The sequence below is a fragment of the Nitratireductor sp. GZWM139 genome, from assembly GCF_030068685.1.
Classification (GTDB): domain Bacteria; phylum Pseudomonadota; class Alphaproteobacteria; order Rhizobiales; family Rhizobiaceae; genus Nitratireductor; species Nitratireductor aquimarinus.
Genome location: NZ_JAMQML010000013.1, coordinates 65033 through 86834, shown reverse-complemented (window position 1 = coordinate 86834; position 21802 = coordinate 65033). Strand labels below are relative to the sequence as shown.

Genomic DNA, 21802 nt, shown 5'->3' with positions numbered 1-21802 from the left:
GCCTCACGGTTTCACAAGCTCGAACTGGACCACATCGATGCGGCCGGTGCGGAAGCCAGTCCGGCAATAAGCGAGATAATAGAGCCACATGCGATAGAAGCGCTCATCGAAGCCGAGCGCTTCTATCTTCTCCCAGGACGCGCGGAAGCGTGTCTCCCATTCGGCGAGCGTGGTCGCGTAATCGGGACCGAAGCGGAGTTCGTCAACCACCGCCATTCCGGCGGTTCCGGCCGCATTTATGAAGGCTGCAGGCGAGGGGAGCATGCCGCCAGGAAAGATGTATTTCTGGATGAAATCCGCATTGCGGCGGTAATGGTCGAAGCGGGTTTCATCAATCGTGATGACCTGCAGAAGCGCACGGCCGTCTTCGACCAGCAGATCACGCACGCGGGCGAAATAAAGCGGCCAGTTTTCCTCGCCCACCGCCTCGAACATCTCGATGGACACGATTTTTGTGAACCGGCCCTGACAGTCGCGGTAGTCCTGCAATCGAATGTCGGCCTTCTGCGACAACCCGGCATCAGACAGCCGGGCGCGTGCATAATCCGCCTGTTCGGTGGAAAGCGTCAGGCCGGTCACATGGCAGCCGGTCTTGCGGATCGCATGTTCGGCAAAGCCGCCCCAGCCGCAGCCGATTTCCAGAACACGGTCATCCGACCCGATCCCGAGCCGCTCCAGAATGCGGTCATATTTTGCGATCTGCGCCTGTTCCAGATCCGTCTGGCCGTCCTCGTAAAGGGCCGAGGAATAGGTCATCGTGTCATCGAGCCAGAGCCGATAGAACGCGTTGCCCAGATCATAGTGAAAGGCGATGTTGCGCCGGCTGCCGCTGCGTGAATTGCGCCGCAGGCGATGCCGGATGAAATCCAGCCTGGAGACGAGCTTCGACGTGTCGAGCACATTCTGCCAGCGGTTTTCATTGGCAAGCGCCAGCTCCATGATCGCATCAAGATCGGGCGTGTCTACGTGCCCGTCGAGATAGGCCTTTGCAAAACCCGTGCTGCCGCCGGAAAGGATCTGCATGAAACCGCGACCGGTGTTGAAACGCAGGGCGGCAGCCGGACCCGGTTTTTCTCCGGCAGCGGTGTAGGTCTGGCCATCGGGAAAGCGCAGGGTGATCCGGCCAATGGTGATCGCATCAGCCCAGCGGCACACGATGCGCTGCCAGAGCGCGCCGTCGATCTGGGTAGAGAGGCCGGAAACGTTCTCAATGTGGCTCATGCTGTTGCACCTTGGGATTGGGGGCGACCAGTGTTTTGGCGACGGGGGTGTCGGCGGGCCGATGGCGGTGAAATGGAACGCCCTTCAGCCAGAGGCGAAGCGCCTCGAAATGGATGGCTCCGGTGACCTTGAGGGTCATCAGCGGATGGCTGAAGAAGAGGCGGATGAGCGCCCCCTCGGTCAGCGTCTGGCGCTTGCCGGAAAAGGAAGCGAAAAGCACCTTCTCGCGCGCCTCGCTCTCGCTGATCGAGACCATGACTTCATCACCCGGCGGAACGATGCGGAAATCATAGCGGCAATCCATCGAGAGGAATGGCGAGACATAAAGCGCCTTGTCGCAGGAATGGCGAATGCTGGGCCTGCCCGTATCGGAGGCCGGGATCACATAGGTGTGGCGCTCGTTGAACGTGTTGCAGACCTCGTAGAGAACGAGCTGCACCGCGCCTCTTTCGTCGCGGCAGAAATAGACGGTGAGGGGATTGAACACATAGCCGAGAATGCGCGGATAACAAAGAACGCTGACGCGCATGGAAGCGGGATCGAACCCGGCCTCGGCGATGCGCGCATCCACCCAGCGGCGCAGGCCGCCCGCAAGACCATCTCCATGTTCGCTGTCGCGGAACGAAAAGAGAGCAGGGCGGTTGTAGCCGAAAAACCGGAGCGCCTTCGACAGGCGCGGCAGTTCGTCCAGATCGAGATCCAGTGCGAACACGCGGTAGCGCAGCCGATGCACGCGCGGCCGGTGGCGCACATGGACCACCTCACCCCGGTATATGGCGGAGTTCCAGTTCATTCGGCTGCCACAAGCGCCTCGTCCCGCCTTGCGGCGGCGGCGTCCGCCCTGCCACTTTTCCACGGCGCGGCGATGCCGGCCAGAAGCTCGGCAGCGCCAAGACCGGCGCGGATGCCGTCTTCGTGGAAGCCGCTGCCGAAATAGGCACCGCAGAACCATGTGTTGCGGTTTCCCTGCAACTGCCAGAGTTGCTTCTGCGCCGAAAGAGCCGCGTGGTTGAAGAGCGGGTGCGTGTAGTCGAACGCCTGTATCACGTCTTCGTCCGGAATATCCTGCGAAGGATTGAGCGTGACGAAAAGCGGATGAGCGGGGTCGATGTTCTGGAGCCGGTTCATCCAGTAAGTGACGCAAAGCTGACGGTTGCCGGCCTTCCTGTCGCGCTCGATATAGTTCCAGCTCGACCAGACGCTTTGCCGTTTCGGCATGAGATCCGTGTTCTTGTGCAGGACAGCCGTGTTCGGCGTGTAGGAGAAGGCGCTCAGGAGCCGGTGCTCCGTCTCGCTCGCATCCTCCAGAAACTTGAGTGCCTGATCGGCATGCGTTGCGATTACGACATCGTCAAACCGTTCTTTATGACCCGACGTGTCTGTGACCTCCACGCCATGCTTAAGCCGCCGAACGTTTGCAACCGGCGTGGAAAGCCGCAACTCGCCGTCAAAATCGTCAAGGAGCCGGCGCACATAGGTGCGGCTGCCGCCCGCCACTGTGCGCCAGCGCGGGCGATCCGACAGCGAGAGAAGCCCGTGCCGTTCGAAGAAGCTGATGAAGGCATGCAGTGGGTATTCACGCATCTCCTCAGAAGTTGTCGACCAGATGGCTGCGCCCATGGGCAGGAGATGATCGTTGATGAAGCCTTCGCTGTAGCCGGAAAGCCTGAGATAGGAGCCGAGGGTTTCATCGGCATGTTTGCGTTCGATCAGGAGGGAAGGGGCCTCGCGGTAGAACCGAAGAACATCGGCCAGCATCCGCCAGAAACGCGGACGCACCACATTTGCCTTCTGTCCCAGAAGACCGCGCAGACCAGAACCGGAATATTCAAAACGTCCACCATCCAGAGACGCGGCGAACGACATGTCCGACGGCAGTGTCGGAACGCTTAAGTGATCAAAGAGTGAGACGAGTTCGGGATAATTCCGGTCATTGTAGACGATGAACCCCGTATCGACCGCTATCGGACCGGTCTCGGAAGGAACATCCACCGTGTTGGCGTGCCCGCCCGGGCGGGCATCTGCCTCGTAAAGCGTGACCCGGCGCGACCGCGAAAGGAGCCAGGCGGCCGACAGGCCGGAAATACCACTTCCGATGACAGCAACATGGCCTCTGCTGGCTGGGCGAACTTGGTTGAGCACCGGATTTTTCCTTTTGACGTCTCTTTGAACTCAGATACGCAAGCAAAGCGCGACTGGATTTGCCGGCATGACATTTTTTTTGTTTGCTGTGATCCGGAGCGCGCTAGATCGCGTAGTGGCGGGCATGAACCTTGAAATCGGCCCGACAAAGCCTGTGCGACAGGCGCTTTTAATGTTCTCCGGCTCTGCGACGCGGAAGCGCCGCCGCGCCGTGAATCGGGGCGAGATGACCAAGACGACGGATACCGAGCCCAGGGCAGAGATGGCTGATCTCATCGCCAGGATCGGCAGCGATGGCGATATGGAGGCCTTTGAACAGGTTTTCCGCGCCTTCGGGCCGCGGGTGCGCGCATATATGATGCGTCTCGTGCGGGACCCGCAGGCAGCCGAGGAGCTGATGCAGGAAACCATGATGACGGTGTGGCGCAAAGCGGCGCAGTTCGACGCCGAAAAAGGCAACGCGGCCACCTGGATTTTCACCATCGCGCGCAATCTGCGCATCGATAGCTACCGTCGCTCCAAGAGGCCGGATTTCGATCCGAACGATCCGGCTTTCGTGCCCGACGCAGACCCGACGGCCGATCAGACAATGGAGGCCCGCGATGACGAGCGACGTCTCCATGCGGCACTTGAAGAGCTGCCGCCCGAGCAACGCAGGCTGCTCGATCTTGCATTTTTCGACGAGGCTTCCCACAGCGAGATCGCCAAGCGCCTCGGCCTGCCACTGGGAACCGTGAAATCACGCATTCGTCTGGCGTTCAATCGACTGCGAGCGACGCTGGGAGACAGATCATGAGCATCCAGCACCATATCAGCGAAGAGCTTCTTCTCGATTATGCAACCGGCCAGCTTTCGGAAGGCTGGCGCATTGCTGTCGCCACGCATCTGGCGCTTTGCCCGTCATGCCGCCGGCGTCTGGCCGTGATGGAAATGATGGGCGGCGCGCTCATTGCCGAGCCGGTGGATGAAGAGGCAACGCAGGAAGCGGCCAGCGACGAAAGCGCGTCCTGGGAAAGCCTCAGAAAGCGGCTTGCCGCCGACAGGGCGCATACGCCGGACGCTGAACGGCCCGTGAAGGCGAAGGCTTCTTCGCAAGCCGGGCAGACGGTTCTGCCAGAACCATTACGCTCTTATGTGGGCGGCGACGTGGATACGGTGAAATGGCGGCCGCTCGGTCGCGGTGCGTATCATCTGCCCATCGAGACCGATGACGGTACGGCGCGCGTGCGACTTCTGCGCATTCCGGCTGGCAAGCCGGTGCCAGAGCACGGCCACAGGGGCAGGGAGCTGACCCTCGTTCTTTCCGGCAGTTTTCACGACGGAGACGATCTCTTTGCTCGTGGCGACTTCGAGGAAGCCGATGAGACGCTGCAGCACCAGCCCATCGCCACCGAAGGCGAAGACTGCATCTGCCTGGCCGTCACGGACGCGCCATTGAAATTCCGCAGCTGGCTGGTGCGCGCCGTGCAGCCAATTATCGGAATCTGACAATCGACGGACAAACGGAGAAAGAGATCGAATGAGCTATCTCGTGGCCTATGTCGCAACAGCGCTTGTGTTCTTCGGGCTGGATTACATCTGGCTGTCACGCGTCGCCACGGGCTTCTACCGCGAGCGCATGGGACATCTCTTGCTGGACCAGCCCAATCTCGTCGCTGCCGGACTGTTCTATTGCGTCTATGTGGCGGGTATCGTCTATTTCGCCGTCGCGCCATCGCTGAACAATGGCAGCGCGGCCAGCGCGCTTTTCGCCGGCGCCATTCTGGGGCTCATCGCTTACGGCACCTATGACATGACGAACCTTGCGACCGTGAAGAACTGGTCGATTGCGGTGACCTTCGTCGACATTGCCTGGGGCACGGTTCTGACCGGCGTTTCGGCCTGGGCCGGCTATCTGGCGACCGCACGCATCATCGGTTCTGCTGGCTGATCGACACACGCTAGTTCCATAATCTATCTTATGCGATCTTTGTGTGTGGTTGGGTGGGCTCAGGTTTGAAGTGCCGCCTGCGGATGGTTCGAACACCACAAACCTGCCATTCCCACCATGCCGCTATGTCGCGTCAGTAGCGATGCTATTTGCGAGTGCCGTGCTTTCGAGCTCCGATAAGTCTGGATTCTACGAGCCCCGCAACCATGGCGTTTCGCTTACGGCAACCAAAAGGCCCTCAGGACTGAGAAAACGGGTCACTCTCTGACCCCAGGGTTCCTCCCTGTTGGCGATCAGAAGATGATACCCGCGCGCCAAGAGGCCTTCGGTGGCGACGGCAATGCTCTTCACATCGAACTCCAGCCATGCCTGCGGCGTTGGCAGATCGGCCGGCCACTCATATCCCGACCGAAACAGGACTGCGCGGCCTGTCTGAGTGGCCAAAGCGCGAAATGCCGGCACCCCTCCAATTCGCCATCTTCGGTCAGAAGATAATCCTCATTCTCGCCGTATGGCTTGAGCGGCAGGCCCAGCGTATCGGCATATAGCGCCCGACTGTCTTCAGCTTCTCTGGTGATCGGGCCAAAACCGGCCACGAAAAGGACACCGATTTCAGAAAATCCCTGCTCCACATTCGGCTCAATCATGTATCTGCTTCCCACTGCGCCTTTCGTCCAGATTTCGTCTAACACAGCGTTCGAAGTAACGGTCCGAAAAGTTGCTTGTGCAGCCAGTTGGACACATTCTGTTTCAGGAGCAGCGCACAATGTCGCAGTCAGAGGCAATTACATTTAACTGGCCGGCGGCCTAGGACGTGGCTTTCATCACGTTCTGGAGATTCTCATGAAATTCGTCTCAGCCTTCCTGATCGCGGTCAGCCTTTCCGGGCCGGCGCTTGCCGCCGACGCGGCGCTCAGTGACCTGATCTGGACTGGCAAGAATGCCGAAGCGATCAAGGCCATGCAGAGCGATCCGGCTCTCGTCACGGCGAAGCTGGACGGCTACACGCCGCTGCATCTAGCAAGCATGGTTGGCAATAAAGAGCTCGCCAAATTTCTCATCGACAATGGCGCGGACGTCAATGCGCGTGATTTCGAAGGCTATTCGCCCCTCGTGCGCGCAAACGCGAATGGCAATGACGAGATCGCGAAGATGCTGACTGACAAGGGCGCGAAGGAACTGCGGCCCTGATTTGATCTGACTGACATGCGCCGGATGGATTTTTCACCCGGCGCGGTCTCATCGTCCTTAAGGGCGAAGCGCCTGAATGCGCGCCTTGTCGAGCTTCACCGGCACGCCCTCTTCATCGAATGGCTGTTTGAAGGTGAAGGCCACGGGCGTCGGGCCATGCTCGTGCAGATACGCATGCCGCCGCACGGCTTCGGCCCAGACTGGATAGGCTTCTTCGTGATGCCACCACATCGCCAGCGGCGGCCACTGCGGCTTTTCAAACCAATCCCGGCCACGCCTGAGCGCCTCGGCGTGAAGCCCGAAATAGGTGAAGGAGAAGAGCGCTTCCATGTCTGTCCATAAGGACAGCGTGGCCGGAGACCATCCATCCCCCCTCTCCTCGTAGAAACGCGGATAGACCTCCTCGCCCCAGGACAAGGGGCCGGGATCCGATGCATAGCCGGAGCGCGCAATCAGCCCCTCGGCCTGATCGACCAGCTCGAATATGGGATCATTCCGCCGGTGAAAGCCATCATTGGCCGGATCATCCGCCGGTTTGGAAAACACACCGAACGTGTAGAGCGCGAGCGGCATTCCTTACGCGTCCGCGAGCGCCGCATCGTAGGCCGCGACGGTGGAACGCGCCTTCTGGCGGACGGTTTCGACGCTGTCGCCGGGCCTGTAGAGCCCTGTGGCGAGACCGAAGGCGCGCACTCCGATGCGGACATAATCCTTTATGGTGGCGTCCGAAACGCCCCCCACTGCACAGACGGTCGCATCGGCAGGCAGGATCGCCTTGACGGCGGCAATGCCCGATACGCCAAGCGCGGACGCCGGAAAGAATTTGAGCGCCGTGGCGCCACATTTGTGGGCCAGAAGCGCCTCGGAGGGCGTGAAGACGCCCGGCATCGAGACGAGCCCGCGCTCGACAGTGCGGCGGATCACATCCGGGTCCGTGTTCGGGCTGACGACAAGCTTTGCGCCCATATCGGCAAGCCGGTCGACATGTTCGACATCGAGCACCGTCCCGGCGCCAATCAGCGCCCTCTTCCCGGCTGCTGCGAGCGCCGCCTCGATGGATCTGAAGGGATCCGGCGAGTTCAGCGGAACCTCGATGGAGGTGATGCCCTCTTCGATCAGCATTTCGGTCATGGGCACGACTTCCGGGGGGCGAATGCCACGCAGGATCGCGACAAGCGCGCGGTTCGTTCCGGGCCAGTTCTTGTCTAAAACATCCATCATTTCACATCCCAGATCTGGCGCGCAGAACGGTAAAGCCCGTTGCGCGAAGCGGTTTCCGCATCGATCAGCGTCACGGTAAAGCCGGCGCGCGCAAGCGCTGTCTCATAAAGGGCCGACACGCCGCCGGAGGCAATGAGCGTGACAGCGGCATCCGCACCGTAGAGCGAGCGGGCTCCGGCCACTTCACCGCCGATCAGGAGGCCGGAAAGATGTGCGGCCCCCTCGTCACGGGTCTCATAGCCCAGAAGCTGTGCAGCGCGGACGCCGAAGAGGCCGGACAGGCTTGCATCGGGCTGGGCGATGGCGCGCTCGAGTGCGGCAAGAAACGCCGCGTCATCGCTCTTCACCACACTTTCGGCATCCACCGCATGTTGCAGAATGGCGCGCCGGGTGAGAACGGAAAACAGCTCCCCCGTCATGAAGGTGCTGAAACGGGTGACCGCGCCTGCCTCCACGCGCACCCATTTGCTGTGGGTGCCCGGCATGCAGACGAGAGCGCTGCCAAGCGCCTCGACGGTGCCCAGCAATTGCGTTTCCTCGCCGCGCATGACGTTCGGGAAAGATGCGTCATTGAGCGAAATGCCGGGCAGAATGCGAATGTCGGCAGTGGCGTCTGCGATCCGCGCGGCGTTGAACGGCAGTTCGGAGAGTGCGGCCGGCGCGGGCACGTAGGGCGCTTCCAGCCAGCCCTGACGCGCCCCGGCCATGCCGCAGATCACGACAGGCAGGTCTGCGGGTGCTCCGGCCTTTGCAAGATGGGCGTCAAGAACGGGCTGAAACCCCGCACCCGAAGCGCAGTGCATCATCCCCTCGCCGCTTCGGCTCTCGGCCAGAACGGCGCCTGCTTCATCCAGAAGCCACAGGCGAAAGCTGCTGGTGCCCCAGTCAACGGCAGCGCAAAAAGGCGCGAGAGTTTGTGTCATTACCCCTCCCCGGTACGACGCCGACGAACGGTCGACCGGTTTCTCAATACCGGGCCAGACGGTTTTGATGAAGAGGGCGCGGCCACAAAATCAGGAAAGGTCAGCGTTCTCCAAGGCTTCGGCTGAACTGGGCGGTGATCGGCGCAATGAAATAGCTGATCAGGCGGCGCTCTCCGGTGATGGCGTCCACACTGGCCGTCATGCCGGGCCGCAGCGCGAGCTGGCCGGACGGAGACTGGAGGAATGCGGCCTCCGGCTTCATGGACACGGCGAACCCCCAGCGCCCGGATGAGCCTGTTTCAATTGAGTCGGTCGCGATATCGGTGATCTCGGCAATTGCGGTTCCGAAACGCTCGGCCGGATAGGCATCGAGACGAACACGCACCTTCTGGCCAACTTCGAGAAAGCCGCTGTCTTCGTTCGAAAAGAGCGCCTCCAGCTCAAGCGCGCTGTCGCTTGGCACGATCCGCAACAACTCCTGCCCCGCCTGCACAACGCCGCCAATGGTGGCGATCTGGAGCTGCTCGACAGTGCCTGACACGGGGGCGGTCAGCGTGGCAGCCGCGATGCGCTCCTTCAGGGCGCGCTGCTTTTGCCGCAGCACGGCAAGACGCAGAGCGATCTCGTCACGTCGTTTTAAGGCGGCGCTGCTTCTGCTGCTGAAAAGGCCTCGCCACTCGGCCTGCAAGACACCGGCCTCTGCCTGTTTCTGCTCCGCCTGGCGTTCGGCGATCATCCTGTCGTTTTCCAGACTGTCGAACAGTTTGCGCACATCCAGATAGTTGCTGCGGGACACCGCGCCACGCTTCAAGAGTTTCTCAACCGCCTGCAAACGTTCGTTCTGGATTTCCAGAGCGGCCTCGGTCTGTGCAATTCTTCCCTGAATGACGTCGCTTTCCCGGCTGTTTGCCTCGATGCGGGCATCGGCGCGCCTTAGAGTGTCGGCAAAGTCCTTCAGATCGGCGGAGAGAAGGCGTTTCTGTTCCGTCATCCCCGCCTCATCGACAGCATCGATCCTGAAACCTTCCGTCACCTCGGGAGGGAGCGGCAGGCCCCCTTCCCGCATCGCAGCAATCCCCGCCAGAAAAGCCGCTAGACGTGCATCTTCGCGTCCAAGTCGTGTCTCCTCTTCGATCAGCGTCATGCACTCGGCGCGTGCCGGCGTTGCATCGAGGCTTATAAGGAGGTCGCCTTTGGCGACTTTTGCTCCATTGCGGACGCGTATTTGTGTGATCGCGCCAGGATATTCGGGCTGCACCACCTGAACCCGGTCGACCGGGACGATGCGTGCCGTTCCGCGTGCGGTTATCTCGACACGAAGGACGCAGGACGCGACCAGAATGATGAGAAAGACCGTGCTGGTGAAAAGCGCGGTGATGCGCAGCGTCGGCGATGTGCGGTCGAGTTCGTCAGTTGCAGACATCAATGTTTCCCCAAACCGAAATCAATGACGTGATCCGCTCCGGCAAAGACATCCGGACGATGTGTGATCACGATAACGGTCACTTGCTTTCTGAGCTGCATGAGCTCGGAGACCAGCCGGTGCTGCGCTGCCTCATCAAGTGCGCTTGTGGGTTCATCCAGTATCAGGATGGCGGGCTTTTGAAGAATTGCGCGCGCGATGGCCACGCGCTGCTTCTGCCCGCCTGACAGGGCCGAGCCACGCTCCCCGACCTCGGTATCAAGCCCCTGCGCAAGGCGGAACACCAGTTCCCCGGCGGTAGAGATGCGAAGCGCGTCTAGGATTTCGGCATCGCTGGCGTCCGGTGTGCGCAGCAGCAGGTTTTCGCGCAATGTTCCAGAGAAGAGATAGGGCTCCTGAGGCACATAAACGACGCGGGAGCGCAGGCTTTCCGGTTCGAACGCCGCCAGATCCTGACCACCGACGGTTATGATCCCGCTCTGCGGTTCTTCGAGACCGGCGGCGAGACGTCCGAATGTGGACTTGCCTATGCCCGACGGCCCGACCACCAGCGTGCAGGTCCGCGGTTCAAGGGCAAGATCAAGCCCGCTGATGACCGGCGGCTCGTCTGGCCCATAACCGAACGAGACCCCCTGAAAGGCAAGCCGTGGTTCGATGTCATCCGGTAAAACACTCCCGCTGCCGAATTTTTCCTGCTCGCTGTTGAGAATGTCGCCCAGGCGCTGGCGGGAAATTCGAAGGTTCTGCCAGTCCTGCCAGAGCTTCGAAAACCCGGCAATCGGCGCGGCGATCTTCTCTGCGATCAACTGAAACGCGATCAGCTGGCCAAGGGTAAGCTCTCCAGCGAAGACCTGCTGTGCGCCGATATAGATGACACCGATGAAGATGCCCTTTTCGCAAAGGCCGATCAGCTGTCCGCTGACCGCGTTCATCGTGTAGACGCGGCGGGAGGCGTTCAGGGTCTGCGCGAGCGTTTCGCTTAAGCGCGACAGCATGGCCCCTTCGGCCGTCAGGGCTTTTACGGCGGTCATGCCTGAAAGGTTTTCCACCATGCGCGCCTGATGATGTGATCCGGCATCGAACTGAGCGCGCAGGCGCTTTCGCAGAACAGGCCCGAAACACATATAGAGCAGCGCCTGAAGCGGGACCGCAAAGGCCACGACCATGGTGAGCTTGCCCGAGATGGACAGGAGAACCATGAAATAGACGCCTATGAACAGAAGATCGAGCGACGCACCCGTCGTGACCCCGATCAGAAACCCGCGAATTGTGTCGGTCTCGCCGATCCGTGACAGGGTTTCCCCCACCGGCCATCGTCGGAAATGCCGCAGCGGGAGCCGAAAGAGGTGATCGAAGAGCCGGCGTCCAAGTTCCGATGTGAGGCGATTTGCGACCGAGACGCCGAGAAACGCCGCCAGAAGATTGAAGCCGAGCGAAAAGAGGTTGGCGCCGATCAGGACGACGATAACGACAATCAAAGACGCTTCACGCTGAAACGGCAGAATGCGGTCGATCACCACCTGAAAGACAAAGGGCTCCAGCAGACCAATCAGCCGAACGCATATGGCCAGAAAGGTGAGCTCCGCATAGAGCAAGCTGTGCTTGCGCAGCGTGGTGCTGAACCAGGAGAGCGGAACGCCCTGCCCCGGAAGCGAGGTGTTTGGTGTCATATCTGGAAACCATCAGTGGCGTGGTTTGTCTGGCAGACACAGGGCCGCGGAACCCCACGGCCCCATATCGCTACAGCCCTCGCTCCAAGCTGCGGGCTGCAACAACGATTGGCGCAAAGAGCCGGTCAGGCCACTGCGCTGTCGATCACGCCACCGATGAGACCGCCGACAGTGTTGCCGACAACGCCCCCGATCTCAGCGCCCGGAACGGCGCCAATGCAACCGCCAACCAAACCGCCGACAAATGCGCCAATGATGCCACCGGCCAGTTTGCCTTCACCACCGCCTCCGAAGCTGAAAGCGCTGTCCAGGCAATCATCAGCGAAATCAATATCTGTAAACATTGGTAACCTCGTCAAAATGACTTTTACTATTAAGCCGGATATCCGGCAGTTAAACCGGTGGAAAAATCACCGGTATGCTTTCGACGCAAAACGGCGAAAGCATCTCTTGCCGAAGAAGCACAATAACCGCCCCCGGTTTCGGCCAGTTGCTTCGGCGAAACGAATTTATCTGGACGCTTTCCAGCGTTTCACAGACCTGATGGAACCATCCGGGTGGCGGCGAATGCTGGTCGCCTGCCGCCCCGGGAACATATTCGTTTTCAGGTCTTTGACGATTTCCGGAAGCGTCCCGTATGGCGCGATGAAGTCGTTGAAGAACAGGTTTTCACCACACGCCCACTCACCTGCCCTGAGTGCCCGGCCGGTGGAGAGTATCTCGTCCAGCGTGGCGTCATCCAGCAAGGCCCAGCTGATAAAACCGGTCGGGATGCCGCCCGGCGTTAGATAGAAGCGCGCCTGGCTGCACTGAAGCGGCGGCAGGATCTCGACTTCGAAATAGCGCCGGAACGGGAACGGCCGGTGATAGGGTGACCGCGCCAAGAGCTCCAGAACATAGCCAGCGCCCGCATAGACATCGATTGCCGTCATGAGGCCGGCCTCTCGCGATTGGCCAACTGACAGGAACGCTCGACAACGCGACCTACATCAGGGCAGGCTCGGGAAAGCGATTTGAGGAAAAACGGCAGCCGTTCAGTCTGCGGTACGCAGGAATGCGCCGTGATGGTTTTCTCTTCGTCCCGCTGCCATGTGGCGTACCCAATGGGCACATTTTCGCGGTCGAGAGCGATGAAGAGACTGCGGCTCTGCATGCACCCCAAAAGGGTGTCATAGCGCCTGGACAACTCTGCGCCAGCCTGTTCGCGCCCAGAGCCTTCCTGTAGATCAAGCAGCGTCGCAACGCCGATCTGACGATAGAGTTTGACGGTCTCGCCACCATCAAGGGGTAAGGGCGGCAGATCAAAATGTGGCCGCAGCGTCCGCGTGCCCCCGATCAGCAGGGAGGGCGCAGCAGCTCCGCTGCGAAAGAGCGCGTTGATCTCCGCGCGCTCCCAGTGACGCCAGATCGCACAGGCAAGAACACGGGCGACCGGGTAGTTGCAGCGATAATCGTAAGCTCCGCTTTTGCGGGCAAGCGCTTTGCGTAATCGCTCGGCATCCGCGCCCATATAGCATTGATTGTCCGTCGCCCAGGCTGCCTCAAGACGGGGCAGCAATGGAGAAGCATTCTGCCGGGCCCAGTCCAGCAGCGCATGCTCGCCAATGAACGCGCAGACCTCACGCGCCAGAGGCGGCATGGCAGAACCTGCCGAAGCGACAATCTGAAGCGCATGAGAGAATTCATGTGCGACCGTCAGAATGTCGGACGCCTGGCCGCGATAGCTGCAACTGACGAACGGCAACTGCCGGCGGCCATGATCATAGGTGAACGCCCTTTCCGGCTTCCCGGCCTTTGGCTCAAGGCATTTGGGCGCACGGTTTCGGACAAATCGAATCAACCGCGCGAGTCGCGGCAGCGCTGCCGCAAGAGACTGCGACGCAAGCGCCCAGGCCTCTTCTGCAGACATCTCTGGAACTTCACCGACGGCGGCTGATTCAGGGGCGAACGCCTGTCGAGAGAATGGTTTGCCGGTTAAATTTCTCAGAAGGAAGTTTTCATCAACCTGGTTGGTCGCGAGCCAATCCGAGAACTCTCCATTCAGGTTCATTATCGTATATCTTTGTTACAAACATTAAATAAGTTATTTCAATAAGATCTATTCTTATTTCGGTACACGAAATTGTAAAATACTTATTCCTCCTGGAAATGTGAAATGATGCCATGATTTATAAATGTATACGTCAGGAAATATACAGGTCGCACATGCCCTGCATCGCCGAAATGTGACGCAGGGGTAATGCGTATTCGCACCCGGGTGCTACAAAAATGTCATAAAATTCGATGAATGATTATGCTTGCGTCGCCACTTTCGTTGCATATATACGGGCCACGCCTGAATGGTCAGGCCTCAGACATCTGCTGGTTGGAGAGGACGCCATGTCGCAAGACGCCCTTTTCCAATTGGGGATGGATTCAGTTGTACTGAACACCGCCCAAAAGGAAGAAAACACCACAGCGCAGCCCGCTCCGGCGGTTTGCGACGACAAAGATCACTTCATCGAGAAGAACGGCGTGCTGTGCGCCGGATCGCACTTTATCGTTGATCTGTTCGAGGCCGAGCGTCTCGACGATCTGCCGTATATCCAGCAAACGCTCGTCGACTGCGTGAATGCAGCCGGCGCGACTTTGCTGCATATCCATCTGCATCCATTCGAACCGAATGGCGGGGTGAGCGGCGTTGCCGTTCTGGCGGAAAGCCACATCTCCATCCATTCGTGGCCGGAGCGGAGCTACGCGGCTCTGGATATCTTCATGTGCGGCGACGCGGAGCCGGAACGTTGCATCGATGTGCTGCAGCGCGCCTTCTCGCCGGGTCGCATTGACGTGCAGGAACTGTTGCGGGGGCGAAGCGCGTGAGCGAACGCAAAACGATCGCCGAGACCCTGCACAACGGCGTCAGCATCGTTTTTGATGTCGATGATGTCCTGTACCAGGATGGTACGGGACATCATCAGCTGGCGCTGATCCGCAACGGCATCTTCGGCAAGGTCCTGATGCTCGACGGGGCGGTGCAGGTCACCAGCCGCGACGAGTTCATGTATCACGAGATGCTCGCGCATGTGCCGATTGCGGCGCATGACAACCCTGCCGATGTGCTGATCATCGGTGGCGGCGATTGCGGCCTTGCCGAGGAAGTGCTGAAGCACAAGCGTGTCGGCGCCCTCACCCAGGTCGAGATCGACGCTTCGGTTCTGGAATTCTCGAAAGAGCATTTCGCGGACTTCAATGCGTCCGTCTTCGACGATCCCCGCTTCAGGGTGGAGATTGCCGACGGCGCCGCATTTGCGGCCGAAACCGATCAGCGCTTCGACGTCATTCTCGTGGATTCCACGGATCCGTCCGGTCCGGGCGCGGTTCTTTTCACGACCGAGTTCTACCGGAATCTGAAGCGCATTCTGCGCCCTGGCGGCATCGTCGTCAGCCAGAACGGCGTGCCGTTCCTGCAGCCCGAAGAGTTCCAGACCGCCATGCGCGGCCTGCGTTCCGTGTTCGAGATCGCAAGCTGCTATCTCGTCGCGGTGCCGACCTATTTCGGCGGACACATGACGCTCGGCTGGTCGACCGACAATGCCGAGACGCTGACGGTGAGCGAAGAAACGCTCGCGCAGCGCATGGCCGGTATCGACACACGGTACTACACGCCCCTACATCACAGGGCTTCTTTCGCCCTGCCGCGTTTCATCGAAACGCTGCTTGAGGAAGCAACGAAATAAGCGCCGGGCAGGCCCCGCCTGCCCGCGCCTTCCTTCAGACATTTCCCGGCGCATTTTCTCCTGAAAAGAACGGAATTCTCGAAGCGAGTTCCATGTCGATCTGCTGCGCCTTGCGGTAGGCCGGCCGCTGCTCGATCCTTGCGACATATTCCTTGAAGACGGGGCGTTCCGGGAGGGCGTTCATGATGTTCATCGTGTAGCCGATGCCGGTTCCAAGCTGAACGTCGGCGGCGGTGAAACGGTCTCCGGCAGCGTATGGCTTCTCGCCAAGCTGGCGCTCCAGAAACGCCACCATGTCGTCAAAGGTCCCGAAGGGATAGTCACGGCTCTCATAGGCCAGCCCGTGAACGCGGGCGCAGACGACCGGATCGAACACCGCGTCGTGATAGACGAGCGACCGCAGATAGGCGGCGCGCGCCGGGTCATCGATGGCGGGCGCGAGCCCTGCATCGGGGAACATGTCGGCGAGATAAAGCGTGATCGCGGCGCGCTCGGTCACGATATCACCGTCGTGAACGATGGCCGGCACTTTCTTGCTCGGCTGGATCGCACGATAGCTCTCAGGCACGCCGCCCTGCGCATGCATGTCGACCAGTTCGAGGTCATAGGGTGCCTGCAACTCTTCCAGAAGCCACAACACGCTTGAGGAACGGGACCACGGCGCGTGGTAGAATTTAAGCATGGTTTTGCCTTCCCTTTTTGCTCGCAGCCGTTCTGGCACAGTGCTCCTGACAGGGCTGTGGCAGGAGCATTCGCGGGCAAGCGGTTAGACGCAAAAAAGGCGGCCCGAGAGCCGCCTTTTCCGGATGCAGAAGACTGCGAGGATGCCGATCAGTTCGGCAGCTGGTCGTCCACGCCCTTCACATAGAAGTTGATGCTGAGAACGTCACCATCGGGTGCGACCTCACCCTCTTCGAGCCACAGCGTGCCATCCTGCTTGTAGACGGGACCGGTGAAGGGATTGAAGCCCTCATCCCTGATCTTCGCTTCAACGGCTTCGGCGGCCGCCTTCACATCGTCGGGCATGTTCGTGTAGGGCGCCATCACGACGTGGCCGTCCTTCATGCCGCCCCAGACGTCCTGCTGCTCCCAGGAACCGTCCATGACCGCCTGAACGCGCTCGATGTAGTACGGGCCCCAGTCGTCGACGATGGAGGTGAGCTGCGTGTCGGGCGCGAACTTGATCATGTCGGATGCCTGACCGAAGCCCTTGATGCCGCGTTCACCGGCGACCTGAAGCGGCGCGGTGGAATCGGTGTGCTGCGTGATGACATCGACGCCTTGATCGAGCAGCGCCTTGGCGGCGTCGGCTTCCTTGCCGGCGTCGAACCAGGTGTTGGCCCACACGATTTTGACCTTGAAGTCGGGATTGACGGACTGCGCGCCGAGCATGAAGGCGTTGATGCCCATCACGACTTCCGGGATCGGGAAGGAAGCGATGTAACCGGCTTCACCCTTCTCCGAGATCTGGGCGGCAATCACGCCCTGCACATAGCGCCCTTCATGGAAGCGCGAATTGTAGGTGGCGACATTCGGATGGTCACGCTTGAAGCCCGTCGCATGCTCGAACTTGATGTCCGGGAACTTGGCCGCGACCTTCTGGACCGGGTCCATGAAACCGAAGGAGGTTGCGAAGATGATGTCGCAGCCCGAACGTGCGAAACGCTCAATCGCGCGCTCGGCGTCAGCGCCTTCCGGAACGCTCTCCAGATAGGCGGTCTCGACCTTGTCGCCGAAATGCTCTTCAACATCCAGCAGACCCTGATGGTGCTGGTAGGAATAGCCGAAATCGCCGATCGGGCCGACATAGATCCAGCAGGCCTTGGTCTTGTCCTGCGCTGCGGCAGGGGCCGCCGTGAAGGCAAGCGCTGCGGTGCTGGCGGCGAGTGCCATAACGAGTTTCTTCATTGTTGACGTCCTCTCTGTTGACTGAGTTCGGATATTACCGGGCCGGAACAAAGGGCCGACCGAGGCAGGCGGGTGTGTTCACCATGGTCAGCCGTCTGTTGCGGGAGATTAGAACAAGAACCGCGATGGTCGCCACATAGGGCAGCGCCGACAGCAGCTGCGACGGCACGGACACGCCGATCACCTGCGCGTGAAGCTGGCCGATGGAGACCGCGCCGAAGAGATATGCGCCGGCGAGCACGCGCCAGGGCCGCCACGAGGCGAACACGACGAGCGCCAACGCGATCCAGCCGCGACCGGCGGTCATGTTCTCGATCCATTGCGGCGTGTAGACGAGGGACAGATAAGCGCCCGCCAGCCCCGCACACGCACCGCCGAACATGACGGCGGCATAGCGCACCGCAATCACGCGAATGCCCAGCGCATGGGCGGAATCATGATTGTCGCCCACCGAGCGCAGCGTCAGCCCGGCGCGCGTGCTGAACAGGAAATAACTGACGCCGATGACCAGCAGGATCGAGATGTAGAACAGCGGCGCCTGCGCAAACAGGAAGCGGCCGACAAGGGGAATGTCCGACAGGACGGGAATGACCCAGGGCGACATTTTTACGCCCGGCAGACCGATGAACGCCTCGCCGATCATGCCGGAAACGCCGAGACCCAGAAGCGTGAGCGCAAGTCCCGTCGCAACCTGATTGGTGACCAGCGTCAGCGTCAGGAAGCCGAACAGAAGAGCAAAGGCAGCGCCGACGAGGATGGCCGCAAACACGCCGAGCCATGGCGAACCGGTGGTGATCGCCACGCCAAACCCGGTGACGGCGCCCATCACCATCATGCCTTCAACGCCGAGATTGAGAACGCCGGAGCGCTCCACGACCAGCTCGCCGATTGCAGCGATCAGAAGAGGCGTGGCGGCCGTTGCGATCGTGATCAGAACGGATTCAAACATGTTCGGCGGCCTCCCGGGCCTGCGGCGCGCGCCCGACCAGGCGGATGCGGTAGTGAATCAGCGTGTCGCAGCCGAGAACGAAGAACAGAAGCATGCCCTGAAAGGCGCGGGCGGCCTTGTCCGAAAGACCGAGCGAAATCTGCGCTGCCTCGCCACCGAGATAGGAAAGCGCCAGAACGAAACCGGCGGCCACGATGCCCAGCGGGTTCAACCGGCCAAGAAACGCCACGATGATCGCGGTAAAGCCGTAGCCGGGAGAAATGGACGGCTGCAACTGCCCGATTGCGCCGGCAACCTCGGAAATGCCTGCAAGCCCTGCCAGAGCGCCGGAGATCAGGAAGGCGACCATGACCATGCGCGATGCGCTGAAGCCTGCAAACCGCCCTGCCCGCGGGCTCTGGCCGAGAACGCGAATTTCAAAACCCTTGCGGGTCTTGCCGAGAACGAACCACAGGACGAGGGCTGCAATGATGGCGAACACGATGCCCCAGTTTGCGCGGCCGGCAGCCGGCATCAGCTCCGGAAGGATGGCGAAGGAATGGAAATCGCGCGTTTCGGGGAAATTCATGCCGCCCGGATCACGCCACGGACCGCGCACGATCCAGTCGAGGAAAAGCTCGGCCACATAGACCAGCATGAGGCTGGTGAGGATCTCATTGGTGTTGAAACGCGCTTTCAGGAATGCCGGAACGGCGGCATAGGCCGCGCCACCCGCCATGCCCATGATCAGCATCAGGGGCAGGACGAGCCAGTTCTGGAAATCGGGAAAGACCACCGGAAGGATGCTGCCGGCGATTGCGCCAGCGATGAACTGGCCTTCTGCGCCGATGTTCCAGTTGTTGGACAGGAAACAGACGGACAGACCGACCGCGATCAGGATCAGCGGCGCTGCCTTGATCGCCAGTTCGTGCAGCGACCAGGTCTCGCGCAGCGGATCGATGAAATAATAGTAGAGCGCGTCGAGCGGGTTCTTGCCCAGAACCGAGAACATGATCGCACCGGCAATCATGGTCAGAACCAGAGCAATCAGCGGCGAAATCGCGCTGAACAGAACCGAATGCTGCGGCCGTTTGATGAGTTCAAGCCGCATCATGCCGTCTCCGCTTCTTCAGGCAGTTCGGAGCGTTCCGGCGTCGCGCCGCCCATCAGGAGACCGATCTTCTCGAATGTCGCTTCCGCGATGGGCATGGGAGCCGAGAGGCGACCGTCATGCATCACGGCGACGGAATCACACATTTCAAACAACTCATCCAGATCCTGGCTGATGACGAGAACGGCAGAGCCCGAACGCGCCAGATCGATCAGCGCCTGGCGGATGCGCGCGGCAGCGCCGGCGTCCACACCCCAGGTCGGCTGGTTCACGACCATCACCGCCGGCTGCCGGTCCAGCTCGCGGCCGATGATGAATTTTTGTAGATTGCCGCCCGAGAGTGCGGAGGCTTCCGGGTCTTCGCCGCTCTTGCGCACATCCATCACCTTGACGATGCGGGCGGCAGCCTTGGCCAGCGCGCCCATACGCACGGTGCCGAAAGCGCCCATGAGCGCCTTTGCATCCGTCACGTGACGCGACAGGAACAGGTTTTCGGAAAGCCGCATCTGGGGGGCTGCGCCATGACCAAGGCGCTCTTCGGGAACAAAGGCTGCGCCAAGAAGGCGGCGACCGGAGATGCCGAGCCGGCCGGCATCTTTGTCGCGGATGCGGATCGTGGCGGCGTTCTGCTGCAGGGCTTCACCGGAAAGAGCTTCGAAAAGCTCGCCCTGCCCGTTACCGGCAACGCCCGCAATGCCCATGACTTCGCCGGAGCGCACCAAAAGATCGATCTTGCGTAGCGGGACGGCAAACGGGTTGGCGGACGGGCGGCTGAGCTCCCGGACCTCCAGCAGCGCCTGACCGCCAGCGTCGACGCTGCCAGTGCGCTTTACCGTGTCCACTTCATCGCCCACCATCATGCGGGCCAGCGACGCCGCCGTCTCCTGACGGGGATCGCAATGCGCGACCACCTTGCCGTGCCGCAGAACCGTTGCGCGGTCGCACAGGCGCTTCACTTCCTCAAGGCGGTGCGAAATGTAGAGGATCGACTTGCCCTCATCGCGCAGCGTCTCAAGCGTTTCGAACAGCTTGTCGGCTTCCTGCGGGGTCAGAACGGAGGTCGGTTCGTCGAGAATGATCAGGTCCGGCTTCTGCAGGAGGCAGCGAATGATCTCGATGCGCTGGCGCTCGCCGACCGAAAGATCGCCCACATGTGCGAAAGGATCGAGCGGCAGGCCATAGGCCTTTGAGAGTTCCCGCGCCCGCTCGGCCACCTGAAGGATCGGCGTCTTCTCATCCAGCGAGAGCATGATGTTCTCGGCGGCGGTCAGCGCCTCAAACAGCGAGAAGTGCTGGAACACCATGCCGATGCCGAGATGGCGCGCAGCGCCGGGCGAATGGATCGCGACCGGCTGACCTTTCCAGTGGATTTCACCGGCAGCCGGCTCCAATGCGCCGAACAGCATCTTCACCAGCGTCGATTTGCCAGCGCCGTTTTCGCCAAGAAGCGCGTGAATTTCGCCCTTGCCGATCGACAGATCGATCGCGTCACAGGCTTTCAGAGCGCCAAATATCTTTGTCAGGCCGCGAACATCGAGGAGTCCGCCACCTTCGCCTTCGTGTAGTTGATCCACGCCGGCTCCCATTTCGGTCATTTTGTTTTTGTTCCCAGCTCGATCATAGGCAGACGGATTTGCCCCGTATTAGTGCCGCTTTACTTGAAAGAGATTCAAATGGGAACGCACAATTACTCTTTATGCCCTTTGCCAAGATTCGGCCAAGCCTGCATGACCCCTCCAATGACAAAGAGGTAAATGCCGGTCACCGCAATGCCGATGCGAATGAGCTGATCAGCCTCCAGAGACTGGATGAGCGCGATTATGCCGAAGGCGCACCAGGCGAAGAAAATCGCCAGATTGAGCGTTCTCAGGCGCTGCACGCGCACCGGATGCAGGAAGAAGACGGGCAGGAATGTCGTGAAGGCCGAAATGAGCACGACACCAAAAGCGATCATCTCGCCCGGCTGTACGACAAAGAGCGTGAACACCACCATGTTCCAGACGACGGGGAACCCCTTGAAGAAATTTTCCCGCGTCTTCATGCCCGTGTCGGCGTAGTAGATCGCGCTGGTGATCACGATGATGGCGGCCGACAGGAAGGAAAGCCCCTCGCCCATGAACCCGCTCTGATACAGGGCGAAAGCGGGGATGAGCACATAGGTGACGTAGTCGATGATGTTGTCGAGCATGTCGCCCGACCAGGTGGGCAGCACCTGCTTCACATCGAGCTTGCGCGCGATGGGGCCGTCGATGCCATCCACAAAAAGCGCAAAGCCCAGCCACCAGAACATCGCCGCCCAGCGCTCCTCGCTTGCAGCCACAAGCGATAGGAATGCGAGAAACGATCCCGATGCCGTCAAGAGATGCACGGAAAACGCCTTGGCCTGTGGGGCCGTAACTTTCTTTTTGGTCATGATAG

General features: G+C 60.6%; 24 protein-coding genes. 6 read left to right on the top strand and 18 right to left on the bottom strand.

The annotated features are described in order from the left end of the window. Nucleotides 1–3: 3 nt before the first annotated feature. Genes NDI72_RS16100 through NDI72_RS16090 form a run of 3 tightly spaced genes read right to left on the bottom strand, consistent with a single transcriptional unit; the run spans nucleotide 4 to nucleotide 3363 of the window. Complete coding sequence (locus NDI72_RS16100) at nucleotides 4–1221, bottom strand: SAM-dependent methyltransferase (protein WP_283800951.1); 1218 nt, start codon at nucleotides 1219–1221, stop codon at nucleotides 4–6. Then, complete coding sequence (locus NDI72_RS16095) at nucleotides 1208–2014, bottom strand: DUF1365 domain-containing protein (RefSeq protein WP_283800950.1); 807 nt, start codon at nucleotides 2012–2014, stop codon at nucleotides 1208–1210. Before NDI72_RS16095 ends, NDI72_RS16100 begins: the two co-directional genes overlap by 14 nt. Next, nucleotides 2011–3363, bottom strand: coding sequence for an NAD(P)/FAD-dependent oxidoreductase (locus NDI72_RS16090; protein WP_206552548.1), 1353 nt, complete (start codon nucleotides 3361–3363; stop codon nucleotides 2011–2013). The genes NDI72_RS16095 and NDI72_RS16090 overlap by 4 nt, the downstream gene beginning before the upstream one ends. Before the next feature lie 226 nt (nucleotides 3364–3589). On the opposite strand from NDI72_RS16090, the gene NDI72_RS16085 reads away from it, so the two are divergent. Genes NDI72_RS16085 through NDI72_RS16075 form a run of 3 tightly spaced genes read left to right on the top strand, consistent with a single transcriptional unit; the run spans nucleotide 3590 to nucleotide 5293 of the window. Then, nucleotides 3590–4159: a sigma-70 family RNA polymerase sigma factor gene (locus NDI72_RS16085; protein ID WP_283800949.1), complete on the top strand. Its 570-nt coding sequence runs from the start codon at nucleotides 3590–3592 to the stop codon at nucleotides 4157–4159. Further along, entirely contained in the window at nucleotides 4156–4851 is a 696-nt protein-coding gene (locus NDI72_RS16080; protein ID WP_283800948.1) for a ChrR family anti-sigma-E factor, read from the top strand. The genes NDI72_RS16085 and NDI72_RS16080 overlap by 4 nt, the downstream gene beginning before the upstream one ends. Before the next feature lie 31 nt (nucleotides 4852–4882). Beyond that, on the top strand, nucleotides 4883–5293 hold the full coding sequence (locus NDI72_RS16075) for a DUF2177 family protein (protein WP_113155219.1): 411 nt from the start codon (nucleotides 4883–4885) through the stop codon (nucleotides 5291–5293). A 347-nt stretch (nucleotides 5294–5640) separates the two neighbouring features. On the opposite strand, the gene NDI72_RS16070 is transcribed toward NDI72_RS16075, so the two are convergent. Next, nucleotides 5641–5940, bottom strand: a complete 300-nt coding sequence (locus tag NDI72_RS16070; protein WP_283800947.1) for a hypothetical protein — start codon at nucleotides 5938–5940, stop codon at nucleotides 5641–5643. Between the two features lie 196 nt (nucleotides 5941–6136). Between NDI72_RS16070 and NDI72_RS16065 the strand changes: the two genes are divergently transcribed. Further along, the gene (locus NDI72_RS16065; protein WP_206547546.1) at nucleotides 6137–6484 is read left to right on the top strand and encodes an ankyrin repeat domain-containing protein; all 348 of its coding nucleotides are present in this window, start codon (nucleotides 6137–6139) and stop codon (nucleotides 6482–6484) included. 57 nt (nucleotides 6485–6541) lie between these two features. Here the strand turns inward: NDI72_RS16065 and NDI72_RS16060 are convergent, their stop codons facing one another. The 8 genes from NDI72_RS16060 to NDI72_RS16025 form a co-directional block, all read right to left on the bottom strand. After that, the gene (locus tag NDI72_RS16060; protein ID WP_283800946.1) at nucleotides 6542–7057 is read right to left on the bottom strand and encodes a DUF3291 domain-containing protein; all 516 of its coding nucleotides are present in this window, start codon (nucleotides 7055–7057) and stop codon (nucleotides 6542–6544) included. A gap of 3 nt (nucleotides 7058–7060) precedes the next feature. Then, a complete protein-coding gene (locus NDI72_RS16055) occupies nucleotides 7061–7705 on the bottom strand; it encodes a 2-dehydro-3-deoxy-6-phosphogalactonate aldolase (RefSeq protein WP_283800944.1) in 645 nt (214 codons plus the stop codon). Continuing rightward, nucleotides 7702–8628: a 2-dehydro-3-deoxygalactonokinase gene (locus NDI72_RS16050; protein WP_283800942.1), complete on the bottom strand. Its 927-nt coding sequence runs from the start codon at nucleotides 8626–8628 to the stop codon at nucleotides 7702–7704. Before NDI72_RS16050 ends, NDI72_RS16055 begins: the two co-directional genes overlap by 4 nt. 100 nt (nucleotides 8629–8728) lie before the next feature. Continuing rightward, nucleotides 8729–10051, bottom strand: coding sequence for an HlyD family type I secretion periplasmic adaptor subunit (locus NDI72_RS16045; protein WP_283800941.1), 1323 nt, complete (start codon nucleotides 10049–10051; stop codon nucleotides 8729–8731). Next, nucleotides 10051–11721 (bottom strand): peptidase domain-containing ABC transporter, encoded by a 1671-nt coding sequence (locus tag NDI72_RS16040; RefSeq protein ID WP_283800940.1) that lies wholly within the window; start codon nucleotides 11719–11721, stop codon nucleotides 10051–10053. Before NDI72_RS16040 ends, NDI72_RS16045 begins: the two co-directional genes overlap by 1 nt. Before the next feature lie 125 nt (nucleotides 11722–11846). Then, nucleotides 11847–12065, bottom strand: coding sequence for a hypothetical protein (locus NDI72_RS16035; protein ID WP_206552541.1), 219 nt, complete (start codon nucleotides 12063–12065; stop codon nucleotides 11847–11849). Between the two features lie 165 nt (nucleotides 12066–12230). Beyond that, nucleotides 12231–12653, bottom strand: a complete 423-nt coding sequence (locus tag NDI72_RS16030) for a toxin-activating lysine-acyltransferase (RefSeq protein WP_113155227.1) — start codon at nucleotides 12651–12653, stop codon at nucleotides 12231–12233. Further along, the gene (locus NDI72_RS16025) at nucleotides 12650–13630 is read right to left on the bottom strand and encodes a hypothetical protein (RefSeq protein WP_283800939.1); all 981 of its coding nucleotides are present in this window, start codon (nucleotides 13628–13630) and stop codon (nucleotides 12650–12652) included. The genes NDI72_RS16030 and NDI72_RS16025 overlap by 4 nt, the downstream gene beginning before the upstream one ends. 470 nt (nucleotides 13631–14100) lie before the next feature. Between NDI72_RS16025 and speD the strand changes: the two genes are divergently transcribed. Beyond that, nucleotides 14101–14580: an adenosylmethionine decarboxylase gene (gene speD / locus NDI72_RS16020; protein WP_206547540.1), complete on the top strand. Its 480-nt coding sequence runs from the start codon at nucleotides 14101–14103 to the stop codon at nucleotides 14578–14580. Further along, a complete protein-coding gene (speE, locus tag NDI72_RS16015; RefSeq protein WP_113155230.1) occupies nucleotides 14577–15437 on the top strand; it encodes a polyamine aminopropyltransferase in 861 nt (286 codons plus the stop codon). Before speD ends, speE begins: the two co-directional genes overlap by 4 nt. A 34-nt stretch (nucleotides 15438–15471) precedes the next feature. On the opposite strand, the gene NDI72_RS16010 is transcribed toward speE, so the two are convergent. From NDI72_RS16010 to pcsA, 6 genes are all read right to left on the bottom strand, one after another. Further along, nucleotides 15472–16119, bottom strand: a complete 648-nt coding sequence (locus tag NDI72_RS16010; protein WP_283800937.1) for a glutathione S-transferase family protein — start codon at nucleotides 16117–16119, stop codon at nucleotides 15472–15474. A gap of 149 nt (nucleotides 16120–16268) precedes the next feature. Beyond that, entirely contained in the window at nucleotides 16269–17345 is a 1077-nt protein-coding gene (locus tag NDI72_RS16005; protein WP_206547537.1) for a BMP family ABC transporter substrate-binding protein, read from the bottom strand. 34 nt (nucleotides 17346–17379) lie between these two features. Then, on the bottom strand, nucleotides 17380–18294 hold the full coding sequence (locus NDI72_RS16000; RefSeq protein ID WP_283800934.1) for an ABC transporter permease: 915 nt from the start codon (nucleotides 18292–18294) through the stop codon (nucleotides 17380–17382). Further along, entirely contained in the window at nucleotides 18287–19384 is a 1098-nt protein-coding gene (locus NDI72_RS15995; protein ID WP_113156303.1) for an ABC transporter permease, read from the bottom strand. Before NDI72_RS15995 ends, NDI72_RS16000 begins: the two co-directional genes overlap by 8 nt. Next, nucleotides 19384–20970 carry an ABC transporter ATP-binding protein gene (locus NDI72_RS15990; RefSeq protein ID WP_394855516.1) on the bottom strand — a complete coding sequence of 529 codons (1587 nt, stop codon included), beginning with the start codon at nucleotides 20968–20970 and terminating at the stop codon, nucleotides 19384–19386. The genes NDI72_RS15995 and NDI72_RS15990 overlap by 1 nt, the downstream gene beginning before the upstream one ends. Before the next feature lie 101 nt (nucleotides 20971–21071). Beyond that, nucleotides 21072–21797, bottom strand: a complete 726-nt coding sequence (pcsA, locus tag NDI72_RS15985; RefSeq protein WP_206552535.1) for a phosphatidylcholine synthase — start codon at nucleotides 21795–21797, stop codon at nucleotides 21072–21074. Nucleotides 21798–21802: the final 5 nt, after the last annotated feature.

What these genes read in the sequence shown, in the direction of transcription:
- NDI72_RS16095 (WP_283800950.1), bottom strand. Translation starts at nt 2,014, where the DNA reads ATGAACTGGAACTCCGCCATATACCGGGGTGAGGTGGTCCATGTGCGC.
- NDI72_RS16065 (WP_206547546.1), top strand. Translation starts at nt 6,137, where the DNA reads ATGAAATTCGTCTCAGCCTTCCTGATCGCGGTCAGCCTTTCCGGGCCG.
- speD (WP_206547540.1), top strand. Translation starts at nt 14,101, where the DNA reads ATGTCGCAAGACGCCCTTTTCCAATTGGGGATGGATTCAGTTGTACTG.
- NDI72_RS16025 (WP_283800939.1), bottom strand. Translation starts at nt 13,630, where the DNA reads ATGTCTGCAGAAGAGGCCTGGGCGCTTGCGTCGCAGTCTCTTGCGGCA.
- NDI72_RS16070 (WP_283800947.1), bottom strand. Translation starts at nt 5,940, where the DNA reads ATGATTGAGCCGAATGTGGAGCAGGGATTTTCTGAAATCGGTGTCCTT.
- NDI72_RS16100 (WP_283800951.1), bottom strand. Translation starts at nt 1,221, where the DNA reads ATGAGCCACATTGAGAACGTTTCCGGCCTCTCTACCCAGATCGACGGC.
- NDI72_RS16085 (WP_283800949.1), top strand. Translation starts at nt 3,590, where the DNA reads ATGACCAAGACGACGGATACCGAGCCCAGGGCAGAGATGGCTGATCTC.
- NDI72_RS16030 (WP_113155227.1), bottom strand. Translation starts at nt 12,653, where the DNA reads ATGACGGCAATCGATGTCTATGCGGGCGCTGGCTATGTTCTGGAGCTC.
- NDI72_RS15995 (WP_113156303.1), bottom strand. Translation starts at nt 19,384, where the DNA reads ATGCGGCTTGAACTCATCAAACGGCCGCAGCATTCGGTTCTGTTCAGC.
- NDI72_RS16060 (WP_283800946.1), bottom strand. Translation starts at nt 7,057, where the DNA reads ATGCCGCTCGCGCTCTACACGTTCGGTGTGTTTTCCAAACCGGCGGAT.
- NDI72_RS16005 (WP_206547537.1), bottom strand. Translation starts at nt 17,345, where the DNA reads ATGAAGAAACTCGTTATGGCACTCGCCGCCAGCACCGCAGCGCTTGCC.
- NDI72_RS16080 (WP_283800948.1), top strand. Translation starts at nt 4,156, where the DNA reads ATGAGCATCCAGCACCATATCAGCGAAGAGCTTCTTCTCGATTATGCA.
- NDI72_RS16075 (WP_113155219.1), top strand. Translation starts at nt 4,883, where the DNA reads ATGAGCTATCTCGTGGCCTATGTCGCAACAGCGCTTGTGTTCTTCGGG.
- NDI72_RS16040 (WP_283800940.1), bottom strand. Translation starts at nt 11,721, where the DNA reads ATGACACCAAACACCTCGCTTCCGGGGCAGGGCGTTCCGCTCTCCTGG.
- NDI72_RS16000 (WP_283800934.1), bottom strand. Translation starts at nt 18,294, where the DNA reads ATGTTTGAATCCGTTCTGATCACGATCGCAACGGCCGCCACGCCTCTT.
- NDI72_RS15990 (WP_394855516.1), bottom strand. Translation starts at nt 20,970, where the DNA reads ATGGGAGCCGGCGTGGATCAACTACACGAAGGCGAAGGTGGCGGACTC.
- NDI72_RS16050 (WP_283800942.1), bottom strand. Translation starts at nt 8,628, where the DNA reads ATGACACAAACTCTCGCGCCTTTTTGCGCTGCCGTTGACTGGGGCACC.
- NDI72_RS16035 (WP_206552541.1), bottom strand. Translation starts at nt 12,065, where the DNA reads ATGTTTACAGATATTGATTTCGCTGATGATTGCCTGGACAGCGCTTTC.
- pcsA (WP_206552535.1), bottom strand. Translation starts at nt 21,797, where the DNA reads ATGACCAAAAAGAAAGTTACGGCCCCACAGGCCAAGGCGTTTTCCGTG.
- NDI72_RS16045 (WP_283800941.1), bottom strand. Translation starts at nt 10,051, where the DNA reads ATGTCTGCAACTGACGAACTCGACCGCACATCGCCGACGCTGCGCATC.
- NDI72_RS16010 (WP_283800937.1), bottom strand. Translation starts at nt 16,119, where the DNA reads ATGCTTAAATTCTACCACGCGCCGTGGTCCCGTTCCTCAAGCGTGTTG.
- NDI72_RS16055 (WP_283800944.1), bottom strand. Translation starts at nt 7,705, where the DNA reads ATGATGGATGTTTTAGACAAGAACTGGCCCGGAACGAACCGCGCGCTT.